The organism is Burkholderia sp. BCC0405 (assembly GCF_902833075.1).
Classification (GTDB): Bacteria; Pseudomonadota; Gammaproteobacteria; order Burkholderiales; family Burkholderiaceae; genus Burkholderia.
In genome coordinates, this window is record NZ_CADFEO010000008.1 from 103,184 (window position 1) to 126,666 (window position 23,483).

18 protein-coding genes are annotated in these 23,483 nt (G+C 64.0%); 8 read left to right on the forward strand and 10 right to left on the reverse strand.

From position 1 onward, the window contains the following. Window positions 1-65 precede the first annotated feature (65 nt). From cpaB to HWX36_RS15480, 4 genes are all read right to left on the reverse strand, one after another. A complete protein-coding gene (cpaB, locus tag HWX36_RS15465) occupies window positions 66-977 on the reverse strand; it encodes a Flp pilus assembly protein CpaB (protein WP_175952935.1) in 912 nt (303 codons plus the stop codon). 85 nt (window positions 978-1,062) lie between these two features. Further along, window positions 1,063-1,533 (reverse strand): TadE/TadG family type IV pilus assembly protein, encoded by a 471-nt coding sequence (locus HWX36_RS15470; protein ID WP_175952936.1) that lies wholly within the window; start codon window positions 1,531-1,533, stop codon window positions 1,063-1,065. Beyond that, on the reverse strand, window positions 1,530-2,030 hold the full coding sequence (locus HWX36_RS15475; protein ID WP_175952937.1) for a prepilin peptidase: 501 nt from the start codon (window positions 2,028-2,030) through the stop codon (window positions 1,530-1,532). Before HWX36_RS15475 ends, HWX36_RS15470 begins: the two co-directional genes overlap by 4 nt. An 84-nt stretch (window positions 2,031-2,114) precedes the next feature. After that, complete coding sequence (locus tag HWX36_RS15480) at window positions 2,115-2,285, reverse strand: Flp family type IVb pilin (RefSeq protein WP_175952938.1); 171 nt, start codon at window positions 2,283-2,285, stop codon at window positions 2,115-2,117. Window positions 2,286-2,963: 678 nt separating this feature from the next. On the opposite strand from HWX36_RS15480, the gene HWX36_RS15485 reads away from it, so the two are divergent. From HWX36_RS15485 to HWX36_RS15500, 4 genes are all read left to right on the forward strand, one after another. Continuing rightward, window positions 2,964-4,559, forward strand: a complete 1,596-nt coding sequence (locus HWX36_RS15485) for a collagen-like triple helix repeat-containing protein (RefSeq protein WP_175952939.1) — start codon at window positions 2,964-2,966, stop codon at window positions 4,557-4,559. Between the two features lie 40 nt (window positions 4,560-4,599). Next, entirely contained in the window at window positions 4,600-5,946 is a 1,347-nt protein-coding gene (locus tag HWX36_RS15490; protein WP_175952940.1) for a collagen-like triple helix repeat-containing protein, read from the forward strand. 144 nt (window positions 5,947-6,090) lie between these two features. Then, on the forward strand, window positions 6,091-7,776 hold the full coding sequence (locus HWX36_RS15495; RefSeq protein WP_175952941.1) for a ShlB/FhaC/HecB family hemolysin secretion/activation protein: 1,686 nt from the start codon (window positions 6,091-6,093) through the stop codon (window positions 7,774-7,776). A 166-nt stretch (window positions 7,777-7,942) separates the two neighbouring features. After that, the gene (locus tag HWX36_RS15500; protein ID WP_175952942.1) at window positions 7,943-8,404 is read left to right on the forward strand and encodes a DUF2147 domain-containing protein; all 462 of its coding nucleotides are present in this window, start codon (window positions 7,943-7,945) and stop codon (window positions 8,402-8,404) included. Between the two features lie 103 nt (window positions 8,405-8,507). On the opposite strand, the gene HWX36_RS15505 is transcribed toward HWX36_RS15500, so the two are convergent. The 6 genes from HWX36_RS15505 to typA form a co-directional block, all read right to left on the reverse strand. Then, a complete protein-coding gene (locus tag HWX36_RS15505) occupies window positions 8,508-8,918 on the reverse strand; it encodes a transposase (protein WP_175952943.1) in 411 nt (136 codons plus the stop codon). Between the two features lie 144 nt (window positions 8,919-9,062). Beyond that, window positions 9,063-10,160, reverse strand: a complete 1,098-nt coding sequence (zapE, locus tag HWX36_RS15510; protein WP_175952944.1) for a cell division protein ZapE — start codon at window positions 10,158-10,160, stop codon at window positions 9,063-9,065. A 98-nt stretch (window positions 10,161-10,258) separates the two neighbouring features. Further along, the gene (lpdA, locus tag HWX36_RS15515) at window positions 10,259-11,689 is read right to left on the reverse strand and encodes a dihydrolipoyl dehydrogenase (protein ID WP_085038893.1); all 1,431 of its coding nucleotides are present in this window, start codon (window positions 11,687-11,689) and stop codon (window positions 10,259-10,261) included. An 83-nt stretch (window positions 11,690-11,772) separates the two neighbouring features. Continuing rightward, the gene (odhB, locus tag HWX36_RS15520) at window positions 11,773-13,047 is read right to left on the reverse strand and encodes a 2-oxoglutarate dehydrogenase complex dihydrolipoyllysine-residue succinyltransferase (RefSeq protein ID WP_175952945.1); all 1,275 of its coding nucleotides are present in this window, start codon (window positions 13,045-13,047) and stop codon (window positions 11,773-11,775) included. Window positions 13,048-13,182: 135 nt separating this feature from the next. Beyond that, window positions 13,183-16,047: a 2-oxoglutarate dehydrogenase E1 component gene (locus tag HWX36_RS15525; RefSeq protein WP_175952946.1), complete on the reverse strand. Its 2,865-nt coding sequence runs from the start codon at window positions 16,045-16,047 to the stop codon at window positions 13,183-13,185. Between the two features lie 318 nt (window positions 16,048-16,365). After that, window positions 16,366-18,192 carry a translational GTPase TypA gene (gene typA, locus HWX36_RS15530; protein WP_175952947.1) on the reverse strand — a complete coding sequence of 609 codons (1,827 nt, stop codon included), beginning with the start codon at window positions 18,190-18,192 and terminating at the stop codon, window positions 16,366-16,368. Window positions 18,193-18,520: 328 nt separating this feature from the next. On the opposite strand from typA, the gene HWX36_RS15535 reads away from it, so the two are divergent. From HWX36_RS15535 to HWX36_RS15550, 4 genes are all read left to right on the forward strand, one after another. Continuing rightward, window positions 18,521-19,012 carry a MarR family transcriptional regulator gene (locus tag HWX36_RS15535; protein ID WP_175952948.1) on the forward strand — a complete coding sequence of 164 codons (492 nt, stop codon included), beginning with the start codon at window positions 18,521-18,523 and terminating at the stop codon, window positions 19,010-19,012. 87 nt (window positions 19,013-19,099) lie between these two features. Beyond that, window positions 19,100-20,596 carry an efflux transporter outer membrane subunit gene (locus HWX36_RS15540; RefSeq protein WP_175952949.1) on the forward strand — a complete coding sequence of 499 codons (1,497 nt, stop codon included), beginning with the start codon at window positions 19,100-19,102 and terminating at the stop codon, window positions 20,594-20,596. 52 nt (window positions 20,597-20,648) lie between these two features. After that, a complete protein-coding gene (locus HWX36_RS15545) occupies window positions 20,649-21,863 on the forward strand; it encodes an HlyD family efflux transporter periplasmic adaptor subunit (protein ID WP_175952950.1) in 1,215 nt (404 codons plus the stop codon). Window positions 21,864-21,891: 28 nt separating this feature from the next. Next, window positions 21,892-23,451, forward strand: coding sequence for a DHA2 family efflux MFS transporter permease subunit (locus tag HWX36_RS15550; protein ID WP_175952951.1), 1,560 nt, complete (start codon window positions 21,892-21,894; stop codon window positions 23,449-23,451). Window positions 23,452-23,483 lie beyond the last annotated feature (32 nt).

Genomic DNA, 23,483 nt, shown 5'->3' on the forward strand with positions numbered 1-23,483 from the left:
GTGTCGGAGACCGTCGTACGGCCTTCTCCCTTCCGTTACTGCTGTCGATGACCGTGTTTAGGTTGTCAATAAGCGACCGTTTCGGTTCGCCCACCCCGAATCACTTCAATGCTGCTTCCGCTTTCGCGCGCGACGATCGGTGCACGTGGCGCGCGCGCCGGCGCCTGCACACGAGGCTCATTGCGTGCCCGACCGCCCGACAGTTCATCGAGCCACACGCCGGCGGCCGCCTGCCCGGAAGGCGTCAGGTCACCGGCCGTGCGGATCGCGACCGTCTGCGTCGCGACTTCGTCATCGCGCGGATTGCGCAGCGCAAGCGTCAGTCGGCCGCTTGCTTCCGCGAGCGTCAACGCATCGACCTGTGCCGTCGGCACGGCGAGCACGGCGGTCCGTACCGCGCCGCCCGGGCCGCCGCTGCCATCACGGTCAGGCGTCGCGTCGCCGAACGACAGGATCCGCAGCTTCGACATCAGCAATCGCGCCTGTGAATTGGGAATTTCCGATCCGGTTTGCGCCATCCCCGAGCTGTCGCGCCGCAAATTCAGGAACACGTCGACAAAGTTGCCGGGACGCAACCGGTTTCCGACTGCATTCGTCTCGTCGACCTTGATGGCCACCGCCCGTTCGCCGGGCGCCACCTGGTTCGCCAGCCCCGACGTCAAGCCCCCCTCGACGACCGGCGCAGCGGCAAGAATGTCGTTCGCAGGTACACGACCGACGAGCAGCGACGGATCACTGAAGCCGCCCGTCGGCATCATGGGTGCCGACGCCAGCTTCAGGGCATCGGCCGGAATCGGTTGACCGGCCGGCAACAGGCGCGTCGCAACGACCACCGGCACTGTCTGCACCACCGCCACGGCCGGCACCGCGGCCGGCGGATGAGCCGGTGCGCGACCGAGCATCCACGCATAGATCCCGAGCAGCACGGCGAGCGCAATCAGCAGCCCGGCGATGATCTTCGTCAAGTTGTTGCCCATGGTGAATGTTGAGTGCCGTAAATGTTGTTATGTCGATATGTGAACGCCGCTTGCGCCTGCTACCGCGCGCTACCCGGTGTCCGTTTCATAAGATGGTTGCCGGGTTGATCTGCACGGTTGCCGTGCCAGTCAACTGTGTCGGCGTAACGAGTCCGAGTAAGGGCAGCGACGGAACCAGTGGATTGGTCTTGTACGGATACGTCACCGTGACCGTCACGCAATACATGGTTGCGTCGTAGCTGCATGCCCCCGACACGGGTGTCGGAATCTGAACGTTGGCCAGCCACGACGTCAGCCCGATCGCCGTCGACTGCGCCGCCTTCGCCCGGTCCGTCAACGCCTGCGTCCCCGACCCGTTGGACTCGTACACGTAATTCAGCGCCGTGCGCGCGCCTTCGGTCGCAGCAAGCGTCAAACCTTGCTGAACAGCGAAGATCAGCCCGAACGTCACGATCGCGTACATGATCAGGAAGAACAACGGAAACACCAGCGCGAATTCGACCGCCGTCGCCCCCTGCTGGCGCCGCCTTGACGGTGGCTGGCACTGTCGCTTCATTGCCCGCCCCCGGTACCGACAAGATAAGCCAGCCATATCGCGGCAGGGGCGACGAGACAGGCCGCGTATGGCGTCGCCCGCCGTGCGCCGAGCGCGAACGTCGGCGAACCGCGCGACCACAGTACGCCCAGCGGCGTGTGAGTCAGCGTCATCAGCGCGAGGACATGTATACCAGCCGCAAGACTGGCGACAACCCACAGCCACGGCAATACCGACAAACCGCACCACGCGCCGAGAACCGCAAACACCTTCACGTCCGCCGCACCCATTACGCGAAATGCAAAAAGAGGGAAAAAACTCACGAATCCGACGAGCATACCGATCAATGCCTGCACGATTGAAATACCAAACGGATTTGCATTGACCAATGCACTGGCAAGCGCCGCCAAGAGTCCGACGACGACAAGCGAATTCCGAACAAGCCGAAATCGAATATCACCGGCGGCAACGAGCGTCGCCCAAGCAAAAAAGATGCTGGTGCAGAGAAGATGTGCCATATCGTGATCGACCGACCAAGTCGAAGTAAGGGCGAGCGGGCCGCGAAAACGGACCGCTCGCCACCCACCGAACTACGGAGAGGATCAGCTGGCCGGCAACGAACTGGCAATCGTGGAGAACAATGCCGAGATCTTGGTGCCGATAGTGGTGACACTACCGATGATCAAGGCCGCAATCAGACCCGCAATCAGACCGTACTCGATCGCGGTAACCCCGTCTTCTTCCCGAAGGAAGCGAATCAACATTGCTTTCATTTTATTCCTCGTGCCTGGATGTACATTCTTTGGCCTTTTATACGTATACGTCCCCGCATATCCGGCCGGTTGCCCCACGCTGTTCGCCACATCTGCTGCAACGACAACCGGGTGCGCTTTCTTTATAGATTGCCCCGAGGGGCATGGCCCAACATTTGATGCAAGTTAACATTCGCGATAGTGATCCTCCTCGAACGCTGTGTACCGAACCGTACATTTCCTTACATCTGCTCCCGATTCTATATCCGATCCCATTTAATTTCCAACCTCTTTCAATGACTTGGATGGAAAAAAATGACCGGAAGCACAACGTATTTGTACGGCGTTTCGGTACGGCTTACACATAGGATTTACGATAGGTTAGATGTGCACACCTAATCCACCAGTAAAACAATTGCCTCCTCCACCAAGCCTGCGCAGCCCCCACGTTACGTCGTGCGCGTAACGCCAATGTTGTGACGTTACGTTACGCAACGCTCGAAATCGTTCTCATTCGGCTGCCCTTAAACAGATTCAACAATCTTTCAATTTCCATAACTTCCTTTTCCGACAAGGAATTGCCCCGTTTAAAACCTGTTGTCGAACCGTCGGCCATCGAAATGGCACGACAGTTGCAGAGTAGTCCTCGCACCACCCAACACAACGCAGTTCACAACACATTTTTAATGCGAGGACAAAATGGACATTAAGGTTATCCCCCATGGCGTGTTCCGGACGACTCTGATCGCGGCCACCGTTGCAGCCATGCTTTCCCTCTCCGCGTGCGGCGGCTCCGGCTCCATCAGCCAGGGTCTTGGCGGCGGCTCGAGCTCCGGCGGCGGCGATTCGATCTCGACTTCGGGCGGCGGCACGTCCGGCTCGAGCGGAACCTCGGGTACGAGCGGCACCTCAGGCACCAGCGGGACCTCAGGCACGAGCGGCACGTCCGGCACCAGCGGAACCTCGGGTACGAGCGGCACCAGCGGTACGTCGGGCACGAGCGGTACCTCAGGCACCTCGGGTGTGTCGTCGAACCCAGTGGGAACTGTCCTCGCAAGCAGCAGCAACATCGTCACGGGTGTCGGCGGAACCGTCTCGGGTCTCGGCTCGGTCATCGGCAGCCAGTCGCTGCCGGGCGTCAACCCGGCCACGACGCAAGCCGCGGGCGGCATCGTGCAAAGCGTCGGTGGCGCTGTGACCGCACTCGGCAATGGCCTCGGCAACGGTCTCGGCCAGCTCGGCGCAACGAAGGATCCGCTCGGCACCACGCTCGCCAGCACGGGTAACGTGGTCAATCAACTCGGCGGCGCGGTCACGCAGACGGGCACTCTTGTCACGAGCCTCGGCAGCGGACCGCTGTCGCCGCTCGCACCGGTCACGGGCGCCGTCGGCGGCCTCGTATCGACCCTCGGCGGCGCCGTTTCGAACGGGGGCAACACGCTCACCAACGCACTGTCGACCGGCCCGATCCAGCAAGTCACGCAGACGGTCAGCTCTGCCATCACGCCGATCACGACGATGGTCGGCCAGACGACCCAGACGATCGGCACGGCGACCGGCCTCGGCGCGCCCGTCAACACGCTGCTCGGCACGGTCGGCAACGGCCTGAACCAGGCCGGCGCCCTCCTCGCGTCGGCGGGCGGCAACCCCGTCACGACCGGCCTTGGCAACACGGTCTCGTCAACGGGCAATACCGTGAAGGCCGTCGGCGGCCTGCTCACGGGTGGCACCGGTGGTGTGACCAACCCGCTCGCACCGCTCACTGGCCTCGTCTCGACGGTCACAGGCGCACTCGGCGGCGCAACGGGCGGCGGCAGCGGCCCGCTCGCCCCGGTCACCGGTCTCGTTTCGACGGTGACGGGCGCACTCGGCGGCGCAGCAGGCGGCGGCAGCGGCCCGCTCGCCCCGGTCACCAGCCTCGTCTCCACGGTCACGGGCGCACTCGGCGGCGCGGCAGGCGGCAGCAGCAGCCCGCTCGCCCCGGTCACCGGCCTCGTCTCCACGGTCACGGGCGCACTCGGCGGCGCAACGGGTGGCGGCAGCAGCCCGCTCGCCCCGGTCACGGGTCTCCTCGGCGCTGTGACGGGTGCGCTCGGCAGCGCGACAGGCGGTGCAGGCGGCGGCAGCCCGCTCGCGCCGGTGACGAACGTCGTGTCCACGGTGACCAGCACGGTCGGCGCACCGGCATTGACCGGCGGTACCGGCGCAGTGACGAACTCGGGCTCGTCGTCGAATCCGCTCGCGCCCGTCACGTCGCTGATCGGCGGCCTGCTCGGCGGCACGCACGGCAAGTAAACCAACATCCATCAATCGACAAGACAGCGAGGAGTCAATCATGTCCCAGCAACGTTCACTCACGACAGCCGCCCTGAGCCAGTGGCGCGTGCCCCTCACCGCCTTCGCCGCCGCCTGCCTGCTGGCCGCATGCGGCGGCGGCGGCGTGAGCTCGCCGCCGACCAGCAGCAACAACAACCCCAGCAGCACGAGCGGCACGCCGAGCACGAGCGGCACCAGCGGCACGTCAACCGGCACCAAGGGTGTCGTCAGCACGGTTGGCCAGACGGCCACCGACCTCGGCAGCACGGTCGGCAACATCAGCGTGCCAGGCCTCGGCGACGGCGTGACGAAGGGCGTCGGCAGCACGCTCTCCAGCACCGGCACGATCGTCGGTGCAGCCGCCGATGCCGTGAGCAACGGGCTGGGACAGATCGGCACGACTAAGGATCCGGTCGGCACAACCGTCGCTGGCCTCGGCAATGTGGTCGGTGCGACGAGCAACACGGTGTCCGGGCTGAGCTCGACGGTCAAAGCACTCGGCACGGGCCAGCTTGCGCCGCTCGCGCCCGTCACGACTCCGGTCGGCACCGTGCTCGACACGGTGGCCAACGGCTTGACGGCCGCCGGCACGACGATTGGCTCGACGCTGTCGTCGGGCGCCGTGCAGCAGGTGACGCAGCCGCTCAGCTCGGCGATCACGCCGCTCGTGATCACCGCCGGCCAGGTCACGCAACAGGTCGGCACGACGACCGGCCTCGGCCAACCCGTCTCGGGCCTGCTCGGCCAGGTCGGCGGCGCGATCAGCTCGGCCGGCAAGCAGGTTGGCGGCACCTCGAGCCAGCCGCTCGTCGGCGACGTCGGTCAGCTCGTCACTGCGGTCGGCAATACCGTGACCAACACGGGGGGCCTCGTCAACCCGAACGGCCCGAACGGCGCGGCCCCGATCCCCGGCCTGATCACGAGCCTCGTCGGCGGCTCGACGGCGACCGTACAGAACGGCACGTCGTCGGGTTCCGGCTCGACGAATCCGCTCGGCGGCCTGCTGTCGGGTCTCGGCTCGACGCCGCTCGGCTCGCTCACGGGCGCACTCGGCGGCGCAACCGGCGGTTCGGGCAGCAGCCCGCTCGCCCCCGTCACGAATCTCGTGTCGACGGTCACGGGCGCGCTCGGCGGCGCAACGGGTGGTGCAGGCAGTGCAAACCCTCTCGCGCCTGTCACCGGTTTGCTGAATACTGTCACCGGAGCAGTTGGCGGCGCAGCAGGATCCGGTGGCGCGAGCCCGCTCGCGCCGGTCACGTCGCTGGTCGGCAGCGTCACGGGTACGGCGACGTCGGGCGGCGGCTCGACGGGCCTGCTGGCACCGGTAACGGGATTGCTGGGTACGCTGGGCAGCGTTGGCAAGTAAGGAGGACGGTCGCACCTTCGCAGCCGGAGCGGATGGCGCGACCGTACAAACACAACCGGCATTGCGGCACGCGGCGCGCGGCACCCTGGTGTCGCGCGCCGGCATGACAAAGAAGACGAAGAGCAAGGCCTACGAGGAAGAACAATGAAATCCAGACTCGACAGATGGATGATGCTGCTCGCCATCGCGGCAGCAGGCACGGCACATGCACAAACGCGCGTCGGAGGTAACCCGCTCGACTCCCTACCGCAGATCAACGCGCCGAAAACCGGCCCGAGCGTGACCGTGCAAGTCGCGCCGCAAGCGCCGCAATTGCAGGAGTTGCTGTCGCGCCACCTGACGCCGACGACGTTCCAGGTCGAAGGCGTGAAGTCAGTTCCGTTCGAGGAAATCTCGCGTCGCTTCACCCCTCTCGTCGGCAAGGACATCACGATCGGCGAATTGATCGAAACCGCCAACGGCGTGACGAAGCTGTACCAGGATCGCGGCTACGCGCTGTCGTTCGCGTTCGTTCCCGCGCAGACGTTCGAGAACGGCGTCGTGCGCATCACGGTTGTCGAAGGTTATGTATCGGACGTCAAGGTCACCGGCAAGCCCGGTGCGATGGAATCGAAGATTCGTGCGATCGCCGCACATATCACTGCCGATCGGCCGTTGCGCCGCGCGACGTTCGAACGCTACGTGAACACGTTCGGCCTGTTGCCCGGCCTCACGGTAAAGGCGAACGTACCGCCGCCGCAAACCACCGACGGCGCCACGACGCTCGAACTCGCGGTCGACCGCAAGCCGTTCAACGTCAGCACCGGTATCGACTTCAACCACCCGGGCGTCCAGGGCCTCATCACCGCCACCGAGAACGGCCTCACGTCGTTCGGCGAGCAACTGAGCATTTCCGCGCTGGCGCCGCCGGGGCGCGACAAGCAGACTTATTTCGCATTCAGCGGCGCGGTACCCGTGGGCAGCAGCGGCCTGATCACGCGCCTCGACGCGAGCACCTATCGCGGCAAGCCGACCGACAACCCGGGGCTGCCGTCATACGTGCAGCGTACGGTCAAGAACGAGAAGCTGGGTCTTTCGGCATCCTATCCGATACTGCTGAACAACCAGCGCAGCCTGCTCGGCACGGTGTCGGGCTACGCAGCGCACAACGAGGACAATTACCAGAACCAGATCAACGGCGCGACGCTCGACAACCGGTCGCAGGTTCGCGTGCTGCAACTGCAGCTCGACTACACGAACGTCCAGCCGAAACAGGTGCAAAAGTTGAGCGTCAACGTCGCCAAGGCGTTCGACATTCTCGGCGCGTCGAAATCGCAGGTCGCCCAGGTGAACGGCTCGACGATTACGTACGCCGACCCGACATCGCTGACCTTCGTCCGCACCGGCGCGACCTTCACGCAAACCAACGAATGGCCGTTCCGGATCGGCACGTCGGTCTCGCTAACCGGGCAATACAGCCCCGACTCGCTGCCAACGTCCGAGCAGATCTCGTTCGGCTCGACGCGTTACGCGCTTGGTTATCAACCGGGCGAAGCGTCGGGTGACTCGGGATGGGGGATGTCGCTGGAGGTCAACCGCGGCTTCACGCCGGGGTGGACGTATATGAAGTCCGTTACGCCGTACATCGCCTACGACATGGCGCGTGTGTACCTGCACGCCGGCACACCGTCGCCGAATCGCATGTCGTCGGTCGGCATCGGCGTGCGCTTCACCGACAGCCGCTTCTACAGCCTCGACCTGAACGTCGCGAAGCCGGTGGGTGACGCGCCCGTCGAAAGCGCATCACGCAGCCCGCGCGTCAACGCCGCATTCTCGTATCAGCTCAACTGATCGGTCACCAAACAGCCCGCGCCACGCGGGCTGTTTCGATTAGAGTCCCCTCTATCAAACGTGGCGCGCTGTTTCACGTATTCTGGCGAAGCTCGCAACATGCCCGCCCCATGCAGACGGTCGTGCGGGCAAATCGAACACGACATGCAAAACAAGGAGGACGACAATGATTCAACTGACCCGCCCGTTTCGTGCAATCGCCGTCGCCGGCGTACTGCTCGCTTGCGCTGCCCCCACGTTCGCACAAGCAGACAGCCCCATCGGCATGTGGCAGACGATCGACGACAACACGCATCAGCCGAAGGCACTCGTGCAGATCGCCGAGGACGGCGACGGTGCGCTGACCGGCAAGGTCGTCAAGGGCCTCGGTGCGAACGATACGCCTGATCACCGCTGCACCGCCTGCACGGACGAGCGCAAGGATCAGCTCATCAAGGGCATGACGATCATCAAGGCAATGAAGAAGGAAGGCGACCACTGGGACGGCGGCAACATTCTCGACCCGGAGAACGGCAAGGTCTACAAGTGCAAGATGACGCTTGAAGACGGCGGCCAGAAACTCATCGTGCGCGGTTACATCGGCGTGTCGCTGCTCGGTCGTTCGCAGACCTGGGTTCGCCAGCAATAATGCGACTCGCGCTTAAACGCGCGGCTCAATGAAAAAATCGGCCTGCGACGAAGTCGTCAGGCCGATTTTGTTTTGGTGCGCGCGTAACGGGAACCCGCGAACATCACGCTGCATGTTTCAGCGTGTCCGACGCATAGCTGCCAGGTGCGCGATACACGGGCGCCACATTGCTGCGCGCTTCCGCCGCTTTCGATTGCGTGTGCTTGCGCATTCGCGTGGACAATTCATTGCACAGATTGACGCCTGCGTCGCCATAGAGCTCGCGCATGATACTCATCAACGTACCCGTCTCGTGCCAGACCTTGAAGCGTCGATGGCAAGTTTGGTACGAAGGGTAACGGCGCGGCATGGCCGACCACGTTGCGCCACTGTAGATCACCCAGAGCACGCCGTTCAGGACGGCACGCGTATTGGCCAACGGACGGCCGCGCAACTCGGTGCGCGGCTGCATTTCGGGCAGAAGCGGCACGACGCAGCGCCACTCGTGTTCGGTCAGATCGCGATACGGTGTCATGGATCCCTCCAGCCTTAGTAACCATGACACAACGATATCGGCTCACCTCAACAATGAATATAAGACAAATCCGAAAATACCCCGAGATTGCGTTGATTTGACCGGAATTGACGTTTAAATCCCGCCCGTTGCCGGGAATCGCCCTCAGGTCAGCGACGTATCGACGATGCGGCGCGGCGTTTCGATATATTCCTTCGACTGCATCTCGACGATTCGCGACACCGTCCGTGCAAACTCGTTGGCCATCGGGCCTTCGACGTACAACTGCTCCGCCGGCACCGCCGCGGACATCAGCAGCTTGACCTTGTGGTCGTACAGCACGTCGATGAGCCACGTGAAGCGGCGCGCCTCGGACGCCATCCGCGGCGACATCTGCGGCACCTCGGACAGCACGATCGCGTGGAAGCGGCTCGCGAGCTCGAGATAGTCGTTCTGCGAGCGCGGGCCGCCGCATAGCGTCGCGAAATCGAACCATACGACGCCGTCCGCCTTGCGCAGCGCCTTCAGCTCGCGCTTCTCGATATGCAGGAGCGGGCTTTCGTCGGGAACGGCAGCGAGCTTCTGGAACGCATGCCGCAATTCGCGATCGGCGTCGGCGCCGAGCGGCGTGTGATACATCTTCACCTGCGCAAGCGTGCGCTGGCGATAATCGACGCCCGCATCGACGTTGAGCACGTCGAGCTTGGACTTGATCAGCGCGATCGCCGGCAGCATGCGGTCACGATGCAGGCCGTCCGGATACAGGTCATCGGGATCGTAGTTGGACGTCATCACGAACTGCACGCCGTTGTTGAACAGGCGGTCGAGCAGACGATACAGGATCATCGCATCGGCAATATCCGACACGTGGAACTCGTCGAAGCAGATCAGCCGGTAGCGCTTCGCGATGCGCCGTGCGAGTTCGTCGAGCGGATCGGCCTGCCCTTTCAATTCCTCGAGCTCGCGGTGCACCTCCCGCATGAATTCGTGGAAATGCAGGCGCGTCTTGCGCTGCACGGGCACGACCGCGTAGAAACTGTCCATCAGGAAGCTCTTGCCGCGACCGACGCCGCCCCACATGTAGACGCCGCGCGGGAGGTCGGGATGATTGATGAGCTTCTTGAATGCGTTCGAGCGGCGGGCCTTGTACTCGACCCACTCGTCGAAACAGCGCTGCAGGCGATCGACGGCCGCGCGCTGCGCGGGATCGGACTGATAGCCGCGCGTGGTCAGTTCGCGCGTGTAGTATTCGGTGACGTTCATCGGGCAAACCGGGAAAAACGAAGGCGGACGGGTAACCCCGCCCGCCCTCGTCATGAGACGGCTGCGCCGGCCGATGGCCGGCCGGCGCTATACCGCGCTCAGCTGTTCAGCGAGCGCTTGTCGACGGCGAGCGCCGCTTCGCGCATCACTTCCGACATCGACGGGTGCGGATGGCAGATACGGGCGATGTCTTCCGACGCCGCCTTGAATTCCATCGCCACCACGGCTTCCGCGATCAGGTCAGACGCGTTCGCCGCGATCACGTGCACGCCGAGCAGTTCGTCGGTCTTCGCGTCCGCGATCATCTTCACGAAGCCGTCCGGCGCGTTCATGCCGAGCGCACGGCCGTTGATCGAGAACGGGAACTTGCCCGACTTGATCTCGCGGCCTTCCGCCTTCAGCTGCTGCTCCGTCTTGCCGACCCATGCGATTTCCGGGTACGTGTAGATCACCCACGGAATGCAGTTGTAGTCGATGTGCGGCTTCTGGCCGTCGATCACTTCCGCGACCAGCACGCCTTCGTCTTCCGCCTTGTGCGCGAGCATCGGGCCACGCACCACGTCGCCGATCGCGTACACGTTCGGCACCGCCGTGCGGCAGTGGTCGTCCACGTCGATGAAGCCGCGTTCGTTCGCCTTCAGGCCGATCGCCTCGAGGCCGAGGTTGTCGGTGTTCGGCACGCGGCCGACCGACACGATCAGGCGGTCGGCGTCGAGCGTCTGCGCGTTACCGTCCTTGTCGGTGTAGGCGATCGACACGCCGTTCGCGGTCGTCTTCACTTCGCCGATCTTCACGCCGAGATGGATGTCGAGGCCCTGCTTCTTGAACAGTTTGGCCGCTTCCTTCGCGAGCGCTTCGTCAGCAGCGCCGAGGAATGCCGGCAGCGCTTCGAGCACCGTCACTTCGGCACCCAGGCGACGCCACACCGAACCGAGTTCGAGGCCGATCACGCCTGCACCGATCACGGCGAGCTTCTTCGGCACCGCGTCGAACGTCAGCGCACCTTCGTTGTCCGACACGATCTTGTTGTCGACCGGGATGCCCGGCAGGTGACGCGCCTTCGAGCCCGTCGCGATGATCACGTTCTTCGCGGTGACGACTTCGGTTTCACCCTCGCCGCTCACTTCGATCTGCACGCCGGCGTCGGTCTTGCCGGTGAACTTGCCATGGCCCTTCAGCCAGGTGATCTTGTTCTTCTTGAACAGGAACTCGATCCCGCTCGTCATCTTCTCGACGATCGCGTCCTTGCGGCCGAGCATCTTCGCAACGTCGATCTTCACGCCGTCAACCGTGATGCCGTGGTCGGCCAGGTGGTGCGACGTGTTCTCGAACTCTTCCGACGACGCGAGCAGCGCCTTCGACGGGATGCAGCCGACGTTCAGGCACGTGCCGCCGAGCTTCAGCGCGCCGGCCGGGTTCTTCCACTTCTCGATACAAGCAACGGTCTTGCCGAGCTGCGCGGCGCGGATCGCGGCGATGTAGCCGCCGGGGCCGGCGCCGATCACGACGACGTCAAATTCCTTGGACATGACAATCCTTTCTTCTTGTGCAACCGCACGGGCCGCGCGTGTCGCGCGCCCGTGCGGTGCGGGTCAATGCGGTGAAACTCGGCTTACAGGTCGAGCAGCAGGCGTGCCGGATCTTCCAGCGCATCCTTCATCGCGACAAGCGACAGCACGGCTTCGCGGCCGTCGATGATGCGGTGGTCGTACGACAGCGCGAGGTAGTTGATCGGACGGATCACGATCTGGCCGTTTTCGACGACCGGACGCTCCTTCGTCGCGTGCACGCCGAGGATTGCCGACTGCGGCGGGTTGATGATCGGGGTCGACAGCATCGAGCCGAACACGCCGCCGTTCGAGATCGAGAACGTACCACCCGTCATTTCCTCGATCGACAGCTTGCCGTCCTTCGCCTTCTGGCCGAACTCGGCGATCTTCTTTTCGATTTCGGCGAGGCTCAGTTGATCCGCATTGCGCAGGATCGGCACGACGAGGCCGCGCGGCGAGCCGACTGCGATACCGATGTCGAAGTAGCCGTGGTAGACGATGTCGTTACCGTCGATCGACGCGTTCACGAGCGGGAACTTCTTCAGTGCGTGGACAGCCGCCTTCACGAAGAACGACATGAAACCGAGCTTCACGCCATGCTCTTTCTCGAACTTGTCCTTGTACTTGTTACGCAGCTCCATGACCGGGGCCATGTTCACTTCGTTGAACGTCGTCAGGATCGCGTTGGTCTGCTGCGACTCGAGCAGACGCTCGGCAATACGCGCACGCAGGCGCGACATCGGCACGCGTTGTTCCGGACGGTCGTTCAGCCAGGTCGCAGCCGATGCCGGCACCTTCACTTCCGGCAGCGACGGCTTCGCAGCGGCCGTCTTGGCCGGTGCGGCAGCCGGAGCGGCCTTCGGTGCGCTGCCTGCTGCCAGCGCGTCGCCCTTCGTGACGCGGCCGTCGCGGCCCGAACCTGCGACGTCGCCCGCCGACAGGCCCTTCTCGGCCAGCAGCTTCGATGCGGCCGGCGATGCGGTCGCCGACGATGCCGCAGCGGCGACCGGCTGCGCTGCCGGTGCGGCTGCAGCAGGTGCTGCCGCCGGCTTGACTTCGGCGGCGCCCGCCGCAGCTTCGGCTGCACCTGCCTTCGCTTCGGTGTCGATCGTTGCGATCAGTTGATCGGCAACCACCGTGTCACCGTCGTTCTGCAGCACTTGCGCGAGCACGCCCGCGGCCGGTGCCGGCACTTCGAGCACGACCTTGTCGGTCTCGAGTTCGATCAGGATTTCGTCTTGAGCAACTGCTTCGCCCGGCTTCTTCTTCCACTGCAGCATGGTGGCTTCCGAAACCGACTCCGAAAGCTGGGGGACTTTGACTTCTACGATAGCCATGTGATTTTCCTGGATGCTTAATCTGGGGTATGACGAGGTTCGTGCGACTCCTTCGGCCAGTGCGGCGCGCCACGCGCCCGGCAGGCCAAAAGAGACGGGAAAGCGCATGGCGCCTTCCCGTTTCGCTTCCGTCGGTTATTTCGCGATCGATGCGCTCTTCAGGCGGCCGAAAGCACCTTCGATGAGGGCCTTCTGCTGCTCGTAGTGCTTCGCGTAGTAGCCAACCGCCGGCGAGGCCGAAGCCGGACGGCCGCTGTATGCCAGCTTCTGCCCTTCCTTCATGCCTTCCTTCAGATGGTGCTCGACGTAGAACCAGGGGCCCTGGTTCTGCGGCTCGTCCTGCACCCAGACCACTTCAGTCGCGTTCTCGTACTTCTTCATTTCGGCTTCGAACTGCTTGTGCGCGAACGGATACAGCTGCTCGATACGGATGATCGCGACGTCGTTCGCCTTCGTTTCGCGGCGATGTGCGACGAGGTCGTAATACACGCGGCCCGAGCACACCAGCACGCGCTTGACCTTCTTCGCGTCGATGCCGCCGTCGGTTTCGCCCAGCACCGGCTGGAACGAACCCTTCGCGAGTTCCGACAGGTCCGACACAGCTTCCTTGTGACGCAGCAGCGACTTCGGCGTAGCGACGATCAGCGGCTTGCGGAACAGGCGGATCATCTGGCGACGCAGCAGGTGGAAAATCTGCGCCGGCGTCGTCGGTTGAACGACCTGCATGTTGTGATCCGCGCACAGTTGCAGGAAACGCTCGATACGCGTCGACGAGTGTTCCGGACCCTGGCCTTCGTAGCCGTGCGGCAGCAGCATCGTCAGGCCCGACACGCGGCCCCACTTCACTTCGCCCGACGAGATGAACTGGTCGATCACGACCTGCGCGCCGTTGACGAAGTCGCCGAACTGCGCCTCCCACAGCACGAGCGTGTTCGGCTCGGCGGTCGAGTAACCGTATTCGAAGCCCAGCACCGCTTCTTCCGACAGCACCGAGTCGATCACCGTGAACTTCGCCTGGCCATCGGCGATGTTCTGCAGCGGCACGTACGTGCCGTCATTCCAGCGCTCGCGGTTCTGGTCGTGCAGCACCGCGTGACGGTGCGTGAACGTGCCGCGGCCCGAGTCCTGGCCCGTCAGGCGCACCGAGTAACCCGATGCGACGAGCGACGCGAACGCGAGGTGTTCGCCCATGCCCCAGTCGAGCGGCTGGTCGCCACGCGCCATGTTGCGACGGTCGTTGATCACGCGCTCGACGAGCGGGTGGACCTTGAAGTTTTCCGGGACCGTCGTGATGCGTTCGCCGAGGCGCTTCAGCTCAGCGAGCGGCACGGCCGTATCGGCTGCATCCGTCCACTTGCGGTTCAGGAACGGAACCCAGTCAACTGCGTACTTGCTCTTGTAGTTCGACAGGACCGGATCGACCGTGTGGTGGCCGTCGTCCATCGCCTTGCGGTACGCCTTCACGTAGTTGTCGGCGTCTTCCGCGGTGATCACGCCCTGCTGCACGAGCTTCTCGGCGTACAGCGCACGGGTGCCCGGGTGCTGCGCGATCTTCTTGTACATCAGCGGCTGCGTGACCGCCGGCGTGTCCTGCTCGTTGTGGCCCAGCTTGCGGAAGCAGACGATGTCGATCACGACATCCTTGTGGAACTGCATCCGGTAGTCGATCGCGATCTGGATCGCGAGCACGACGGCTTCCGGATCGTCGCCGTTCACGTGCAGCACCGGCGCCTCGATCATCTTGACGACGTCGGTACAGTACAGCGTCGAGCGCGCATCGCGCGGGTCGGACGTCGTGAAGCCGATCTGGTTGTTGATGACGATATGCAGCGTGCCGTGCGTGCCGTAGCCGCGCGTCTGCGCGAGGTTCAGCGTTTCCATCACGACGCCCTGGCCAGCGAAGGCCGCGTCGCCGTGGATCTGCACCGGCAGCACTTGCAGGCCGTCTTCGTCGCCGCGACGATCCATCCGCGCCTTCGCCGAACCTTCGACCACCGGGTTCACGATTTCGAGGTGCGACGGGTTGAACGCGAGCGACAGGTGGACCGGGCCGCCTTCCGTCGACACGTCCGACGAGAAGCCCTTGTGGTACTTCACGTCACCGGCCGGCAGGTCGTCGACGTGCTTGCCTTCGAATTCGGCGAACAGGTCGGCCGGCATCTTGCCCAGCGTATTGACCAGCACGTTCAGACGGCCACGGTGGGCCATGCCGATGATGATTTCCTGCACGCCGCGCTTGCCCGAGTGCTGGACGACTTCGTCCATCGCCGCGATGAAGCTTTCGCCGCCTTCGAGCGAGAAGCGCTTCTGGCCGACGTACTTGGTATGCAGGTAGCGCTCGAGGCCTTCAGCGGCCGTCAGGCGATTCAGGATGTGCTTCTTCTCGTCCGCCGAGAAGTTCGGCGTCGCGCGGATCGACTCCAGGCGCTCCTGCCACCAGCGCTTCTGTTCCGGGTCGCTGATGTACATGTATTCGGCGCCGATCGTGCCGCAGTACGTGTCGCGCAAGCCCTTGACGATGTCACGCAGCGAAGCCTGGTCGAAACCGAAGTACAGGTTGCTTGCGCTGTACGTCTGGTCGAGGTCGCCTTCGGAGAAATCGTAGAACGCGGGTTCGAGCTCGGGAATGGCGGGACGTTCGCGACGCTTCAGGGGATCCAGATTGGCCCATTGCGAGCCGAGGAAGCGATAGGCGCTGATGAGGGACTGGACGTGCACTTGCTTGCGTGCCGCAGCCAGATTGGTGGTGCTTTCGCGCGGGATGAAGGCATTGGCCTTCGCACGCTCGGCGAACGATTCGACGATCGGGAAATGGGCGACGTCATTGGCATTCGAACCGTCCGTTGCAGGCACATTCTGCAGCGCGTCGAAATACTCTCGCCAGTTCTCCGGCACCGATGCCGGATTGTTGAGGTATGCATCGTACAGTTCTTCAACGTACGAAGCATTGCCGCCGAACAGATAGGAGTTCAGCTGAAACTGCTTCATTACATCTGACATTTTACGCTCACCTTTCTTCGAGCTTCTCGAGAAATAGCGGGTTGCTCAACCTTCCGCGACACGGCCTGACCGTTTAGCGGATTGCGAATCAAGTCTTGCTTGGAAGGACCTAAAACTTGCGTGCGCGCAGCATATCACAGAACCGATACCGAAGTTCACGGTGAAATGTGCCTGAAAGCACCGCGCGACGGGGTTTTGCCGGATTGCCGCGACCCGCAGGAACAGTGTTTTGCAGACACCCCGATTGCGCATCGCGCAGATGCAAAAAAGGCTGCCCGCAGGCAGCCTTTTCCGTGATGCAGCGAACGCACGAAACGCTTAGTCGACCGCGCCTTCGCGGCTCGCGCGGCGACGCTCGTGCTCCTTCAGGAAGCGCTTGCGCAGGCGGATCGACTGCGGCGTCACTTCGACGAGTTCGTCGTCGTCGATGAATTCGACTGCGTACTCGAGCGACATCTGGACCGGCGGCACGAGGCGCACGGCTTCGTCGGTACCCGATGCACGCACGTTGGTCAGCTGCTTGCCCTTGATCGGGTTCACGACGAGGTCGTTGTCGCGGCTGTGGATACCGATGATCATGCCCTCATAGAGCGCGTCACCCGGCTTCACGAACATGCGGCCACGATCCTGCAGCTTCCACAGCGCGTAGGCCACGGCAGCACCGTCGTCCTGCGAGATCAGCACACCGTTGCGGCGCTCGAAGACCGAACCGTCCTTGACCGGTGCATACGAGTCGAAGATGTGGCTCATCAGGCCCGTGCCGCGCGTGAGCGTCAGGAATTCGCTCTGGAAGCCGATCAGGCCACGCGCCGAGATCTTGTACTCCAGACGCGTGCGGCCGCGGCCATCCGACGCCATGTCGAGCATCTCGCCCTTGCGGCGACCGAGCTCTTCCATCACGCCACCCTGATGCTCGTCCTCGACGTCGACGGTCAGCAGCTCGTACGGCTCGTGCCGCACACCGTCGATTTCCTGCATCACGACGCGCGGACGCGACACGGCAAGCTCGTAGCCTTCACGACGCATGTTCTCGACGAGAATCGTCAGGTGCAGTTCGCCACGGCCCGACACTTCGAACACCGTTTCGTCGCCGGTGTCTTTCACGCGCAGCGCAACGTTGTGGTTCAGTTCCTTCATCAGGCGGTCGCGGATCTGGCGGCTCGTGACGAACTTGCCTTCGCGGCCGGCGAGCGGCGACGAGTTGACGAGGAAGTTCATCGTCAGCGTCGGCTCGTCGACGGTAATCATCGGCAACGCTTCCGGCGTATCCACCGCGCAGATCGTTGCGCCGATGCCGACGTCTTCAATACCGTTGATCAGCACGATGTCGCCCGCTTCGGCCGACTCGACCTGTACGCGCTCGAGGCCCGTGAACGACAGCACCTGGTTGATCTTGCGGTTCAGCACGTCGCCTTCCGGGCCGAAGCGCATCGCGACCGGCTGGCCCGGCTTGATGCGACCGCGCGTGATCCGGCCGACGCCGATCCGGCCGACATACGTCGAATAGTCGAGCGACGTGATCTGCAGCTGCAGCGGCGCATCCGGATCCGCCGGACGGACCGGCACGTGCTCGAGGATCGCCTCGAACAGCGGGCGCATGTCGCCTTCGCGCGCAGCCGGGTCGAGCGACGCATAGCCGTTCAGGCCCGATGCATAGACGATCGGGAAGTCGAGCTGCTCTTCGGTTGCACCGAGCTTGTCGAACAGGTCGAAGGTCTGGTTGATGACCCAGTCGATCCGCGCACCCGGACGGTCGATCTTGTTGATGATGACGATCGGCTTCAGGCCGAGCGCGAGTGCCTTCTTCGTGACGAAGCGCGTCTGCGGCATCGGGCCCTCGACTGCGTCGACCAGCAGCAGCACCGAGTCGACCATCGACAGCACGCGCTCCACCTCGCCACCGAAGTCCGCGTGCCCCGGCGTGTCGACGATGTTGATGTGCGTGCCTTCGTACTCGACCGCGCAGTTCTTCGCGAGAATCGTGATCCCGCGCTCTTTTTCGATGTCGTTCGAATCCATCACCCGCTCCGCAATCTGCTGGTTCTCGCGGAAGGTGCCGGACTGGCGAAGCAGTTGGTCGACGAGCGTAGTCTTGCCGTGGTCGACGTGGGCGATGATGGCGATATTGCGAAGGGCGCGGGTCATAGAAACCTGGAAATCGTTTGAACGCGCAAAAGCGCCCGCTCGTTTTTCACGGGCGCGCGCATTGCAGCTTGGAAAGCCACAAATTATAGCACGTGCGGATGTCGAGAGCTGACGGGCGCGTTGCAGCGCAACAAAAGCCGGCCGGCTCGCCCTCCCCTCGGACACGCCCGTCAATCGAAGCCCGCGTCACCGGCGAGCCCAAAAACCTTACGAAGACAAGGGATTTGTGTGACACAAAGCGCGCCCTTTGCCGTTCGATTAACATTTGCCGCGGCAAGCAACTGTGCCTATAATGCTGCCTAGTCAACTATTGCAGCTTCAGGGTTTTATGCCGGATTCTTCTACCCAACCACCTGTTTCGCCGCTGTCCTCGTATCAGATGAACGACAGCGTCGGTTATCTGATGTCGCGCGTGAAGTCGGTGATGACCAACCTCGTCACGCAACGCACGCAGGAAGAGCTCGGCATCACGGGCACACAGGCGAGCATGCTGTTCATGATCGCGGTCGGCAAGTGCTCGACGGCCGCCGAGCTCGCGCGCGAATACGGGATCGACGCGAGCGCGGTCACGCGCCTGCTCGACCGGGTCGAGAAACGTGGCCTGCTGTCCCGCGTCCGCAGCATCGAGGATCGGCGTGTCGTGCGCCTCGAGCTGACCGACGAAGGCCGTGCGCTCGCCGAACGGCTGCCGCCGATTTTCCGCGGTGTGCTCGATCAGGTGCTGGACGGGTTTACGCCGGAAGAAGTCGGGTTCCTGAAGAGCATGCTGCGCCGCATTCTCAGCAACTACTGCGAGACCACCGGCGGCAGCATCACGTAATAGTTGCCATAACAATTACTTTTGACAGATTAATGTAAGGAAATCCTTGCAGTGTCCATCATTCATTCCGAGTCAGGGATCAGCGCGATGAAATCCTCCCCGTTGTCCGTGCGCGCCGGGTCGTGCCGCACCGCCGTCGCCGTCGCGGTCGCCGCACTGGCGCTGGCGGGCTGCGCGAACTACATCGGCATCAAGAGCGACAAGCAGATCGCCCCCGCGTCGCAATTCGAATCCGCCCAGAGCCTGCCGGCCCAGGGCGGCCAGTGGCCGGCGCTCGACTGGGCCAGCCAGTTCGGCGATCCGCAGTTGCCGAAGCTGATCGACGAGGCCCTGCAGGGCAATCCGTCGATCGCGCAGGCACAGGCGCGCATCGCAAAGGCGTCGTCATACATTGAATCGTCGCGTTCGAGCCTGATGCCGAAGGCGGAAGCCAGCTATTCGTGGACGCGCGAGCTGTATTCGTCGAACGCGCTGTTCCCGCCCCCGTACGGCGGCCAGTGGTACAGCGAGAACAATGCGCTCGCGAGCGCGTCGTGGGAACTCGACCTGTGGGGCAAAAACCGCGAACGCCTGCATACCGCCGTATCGCAGGAGAAAGCGGCCGAAGCAGACATGCAGCAGGCACGCATCACGCTCGCGTCGTCGGTCGCACGCACCTACAACTCGCTCGCGCAACTCTATGCGCTGCGCGATATCGCACAACGCGAGATCACCAACCGCGAGACGGTCGGCAAGATCACCGACGGCCGTGTGTCGGCCGGTCTCGACACCAACGTCGAACGCCAGACGGCTCGCGGCAATATCGCCACGACCCAGGCTTCGCTGTCGGATCTCGACGGCCAGATCACGACGGTGCGCTACCAGCTCGCCGCGCTGCTCGGCAAGGGCCCGGATCGCGGGCTGCAGATCGCGGCGCCCGTGCTGAACCCGAGCGGCGAAGTTGCGCTGCCCGGCAACCTGCCGGCCGATCTCGTCTCGCGCCGCCCCGACATCGTCGCCGCGCGTTGGCAGGTCGAAGCCGCGATGCACGACGTGAAGGAAGCGAAGGCCGAGTTCTATCCCGACGTGAACCTCGCGGCCGGCTTCGGCTTCGATGCGTTCGGCTGGGGCAAATTCCTGAACTTCGCGAGCCGCCAGGCGCAGTTCGGCCCGGCGATCCACCTGCCGATCTTCGATGCCGGCGCGCTGCGCGCGCAGCTCAAGGGCCGCTATGCGGACTTCGACCTGTCGGTGGCGAACTACAACCAGACGCTGATCAATGCACTGAACGACGTCGCGACGCAGGTCGCATCGATCCGCGCGATCGATCGCCAGATGGGCGATGCGCAACGCGCACTCGACGCATCGACGCGCGCCTACGACCTCGCAGTCATCCGCTACAAGGCCGGCCTGTCGCCGCAGTTGCAGGTGCTGAGCGCGGACAGCAACCGCCTCGCATCGGAGCAGACGGTGACCAACCTGAAGATGCGCCGCCGCGACATGCAGCTCGCGCTGATCAAGGCGCTGGGCGGCGGGTTCGACGCGACCGGCACGCCGCTCGCCGCACCCGACGCCGACAAGCCGACAAAACAGGCCGCCAACTGATCCGGCGCCACCACTACGCAGACACTCGAAATAACGGACGGAGAAAATCGCCATGAGCGACCAACAAAACGCCGCCAGCGTGCAGCCGCAGAACAACGGCAAGCGCAAACGGATGATGACGCTGCTCGTCGCGGTCATCGTAATCGCGGCCATCGCGTATGGCCTGTACTACTTCCTCGTCGCCCGCTTCCATGAAGGGACCGACGACGCGTACGTGAACGGCAACGTCGTGCAGATCACGCCGCAGGTCACCGGCACCGTGATCGCGGTGAAAGCAGACGACACGCAGACGGTCAAGGCAGGCGATCCGCTCGTCGTGCTCGACCCGGCCGATTCGCAGGTCGCGCTGCAGCAGGCCGAAGCCAATCTCGCGCAAACGGTGCGCCAGGTGCGCGGCCTGTTCGTCAACGACGACCAGTACCGCGCGCAAGTCGCGCTGCGCCAGTCCGACCTGTCGAAGGCCGAGGACGACCTGCGTCGCCGCCAGGCCGTCGCGCAGACGGGCGCCGTGTCGCAGGAAGAAATCTCGCACGCACGCGACGCCGTGAAGGCCGCTCAGGCATCGCTCGACGCCGCGCAACAGCAGCTCGCGTCGAATCGCGCGCTGACCGCGAACACGACGATCGCCTCGCACCCGAACGTGCTCGCCGCGGCCGCGAAGGTGCGCGACGCGTATCTTGCGAACGCCCGCAACGTGCTGCCCGCGCCGGTGACCGGCTATGTCGCGAAGCGCTCGGTGCAGGTCGGCCAGCGCGTGTCGCCGGGCACGCCGCTGATGTCGGTGGTGCCGCTGAACGCAGTGTGGGTCGATGCGAACTTCAAGGAAGTCCAGCTCAAGCATATGCGCATTGGCCAGCCGGTCGAACTGACGGCCGACATCTATGGCTCGTCGGCGGTCTACCACGGCAAGGTGGTCGGCTTCTCTGCCGGTACGGGCTCGGCGTTCTCGCTGCTGCCGGCGCAGAACGCGACGGGTAACTGGATCAAGGTCGTGCAGCGCCTGCCGGTACGGATCGAACTCGATCCGAAGGATCTCGACAAGCACCCGCTGCGCATCGGCCTGTCGATGCAGGTCGACGTGGACATCAAGGACGAACGCGGCGACCAGCTCGTCAACGCGCCGAACACCGTCTACGAGACCAACGTGTTCGCGAAGTACGGCGACGAAGCTGATGCCGAAATCGCCCGCATCATCGCCGAGAACACAGGCGGCAACGCATCGGCGCCGACTGCGTCGAAGTCGAATGCCGTCGCGAAGATGATGTAACCGTTCCGACTCCGGAAAAACAACCGACATGGCACAGGCTCCTGTCTCTCACCCGCCCTTGCAGGGCGGGCAACTCGTGATCGGGACGATCGCGGTATCGCTCGCGGTGTTCATGAACGTCCTCGACACGTCCATCGCGAACGTCGCGATCCCGACCATCTCGGGCGACCTCGGCGTGTCGTCCGACCAGGGCACGTGGGTCATCACGTCGTTCGCGGTCGCGAACGCAATCTCGGTGCCGCTGACCGGCTGGCTGACCGACCGCTTCGGGCAGGTGCGCCTGTTCCTCGCGTCGATCATCCTGTTCGTGATCTCGTCGTGGATGTGCGGGCTCTCGCCCACCCTGCCGTTCCTGCTTGCGTCGCGCGTGCTGCAAGGCGCGGTCGCAGGCCCGATGATTCCGCTGTCGCAGGCGCTCCTGCTGTCGAGCTATCCGCGCGCCAAGGCGCCGATGGCGCTCGCGCTATGGGCGATGACGACGCTGATCGCGCCCGTTGCCGGCCCGATCCTCGGCGGCTGGATCTCGGACAACTACTCGTGGCCGTGGATCTTCTACGTCAACATCCCGGTCGGCATCGCTGCCGCCGGCGCGACGTGGGCGATCTACCGCAATCGGGAGTCGGCCGTGCGCCGCGCGCCGATCGACGGCGTAGGCCTCGCGCTGCTGGTCGTCTGGGTCGGCTCGCTGCAGATCATGCTCGACAAGGGCAAGGATCTCGACTGGTTCGCGTCGACGACCATCATCGTGCTCGCGCTGACTGCCGTCATTGCGTTCGCGTTCTTCGTCATCTGGGAATTGACCGCCGAGCATCCGGTTGTCGACCTGTCGCTGTTCCGCATGCGGAACTTCACCGGCGGCACGGTTGCGTTGTCGATCGGGTACGGCCTGTACTTCGGCAACCTCGTGCTGTTGCCGCTGTGGCTGCAGACGCAGATCGGCTACACCGCGACCGACGCCGGTCTCGTGATGGCGCCGGTCGGGCTGTTCGCCATCCTGCTGTCTCCGCTCACCGGGAAGTATCTGCCGCGCACCGATCCGCGCTTTATCTCGACGGCGTCGTTCCTGACGTTTGCGCTGTGCTTCTGGATGCGGTCGCGCTACACGACGGGCGTCGACGAATGGTCGCTGACGCTGCCGACGCTCGTGCAGGGCATCGCGATGGCCGGCTTCTTCATCCCGCTGGTGTCGATCACGTTGTCCGGCCTGCCCGGCCATCGTATCCCTGCGGCATCGGGCCTGTCGAACTTCGTGCGGATCATGTGCGGCGGTATCGGCACATCGATCTTCCAGACGGCCTGGGACCATCGCAACAACTTCCATCACGCACAACTGGTCGAGCAGGCGAACGTCTACAACCCGACGTTCAACCAGGCCGTCACGCAGATGGGCAACCTCGGGCTGACGCAAGACCAGGCGCACGGGCTGATCAACAACATGGCCACGCAGCAGGCCGCGCAGCTCGGCGTGAACGACCTGTTCTACATCTCGGCAGCGATCTTCGTGCTGCTGATCGGGCTGATCTGGATCACGAAGCCCGAGCGCTCCGGTGGTGGCGATGCAGGTGCCGCGGCATCGGCTGCACACTGAACACGTAGCCTGAACGCAAACAAAAAGCCCGG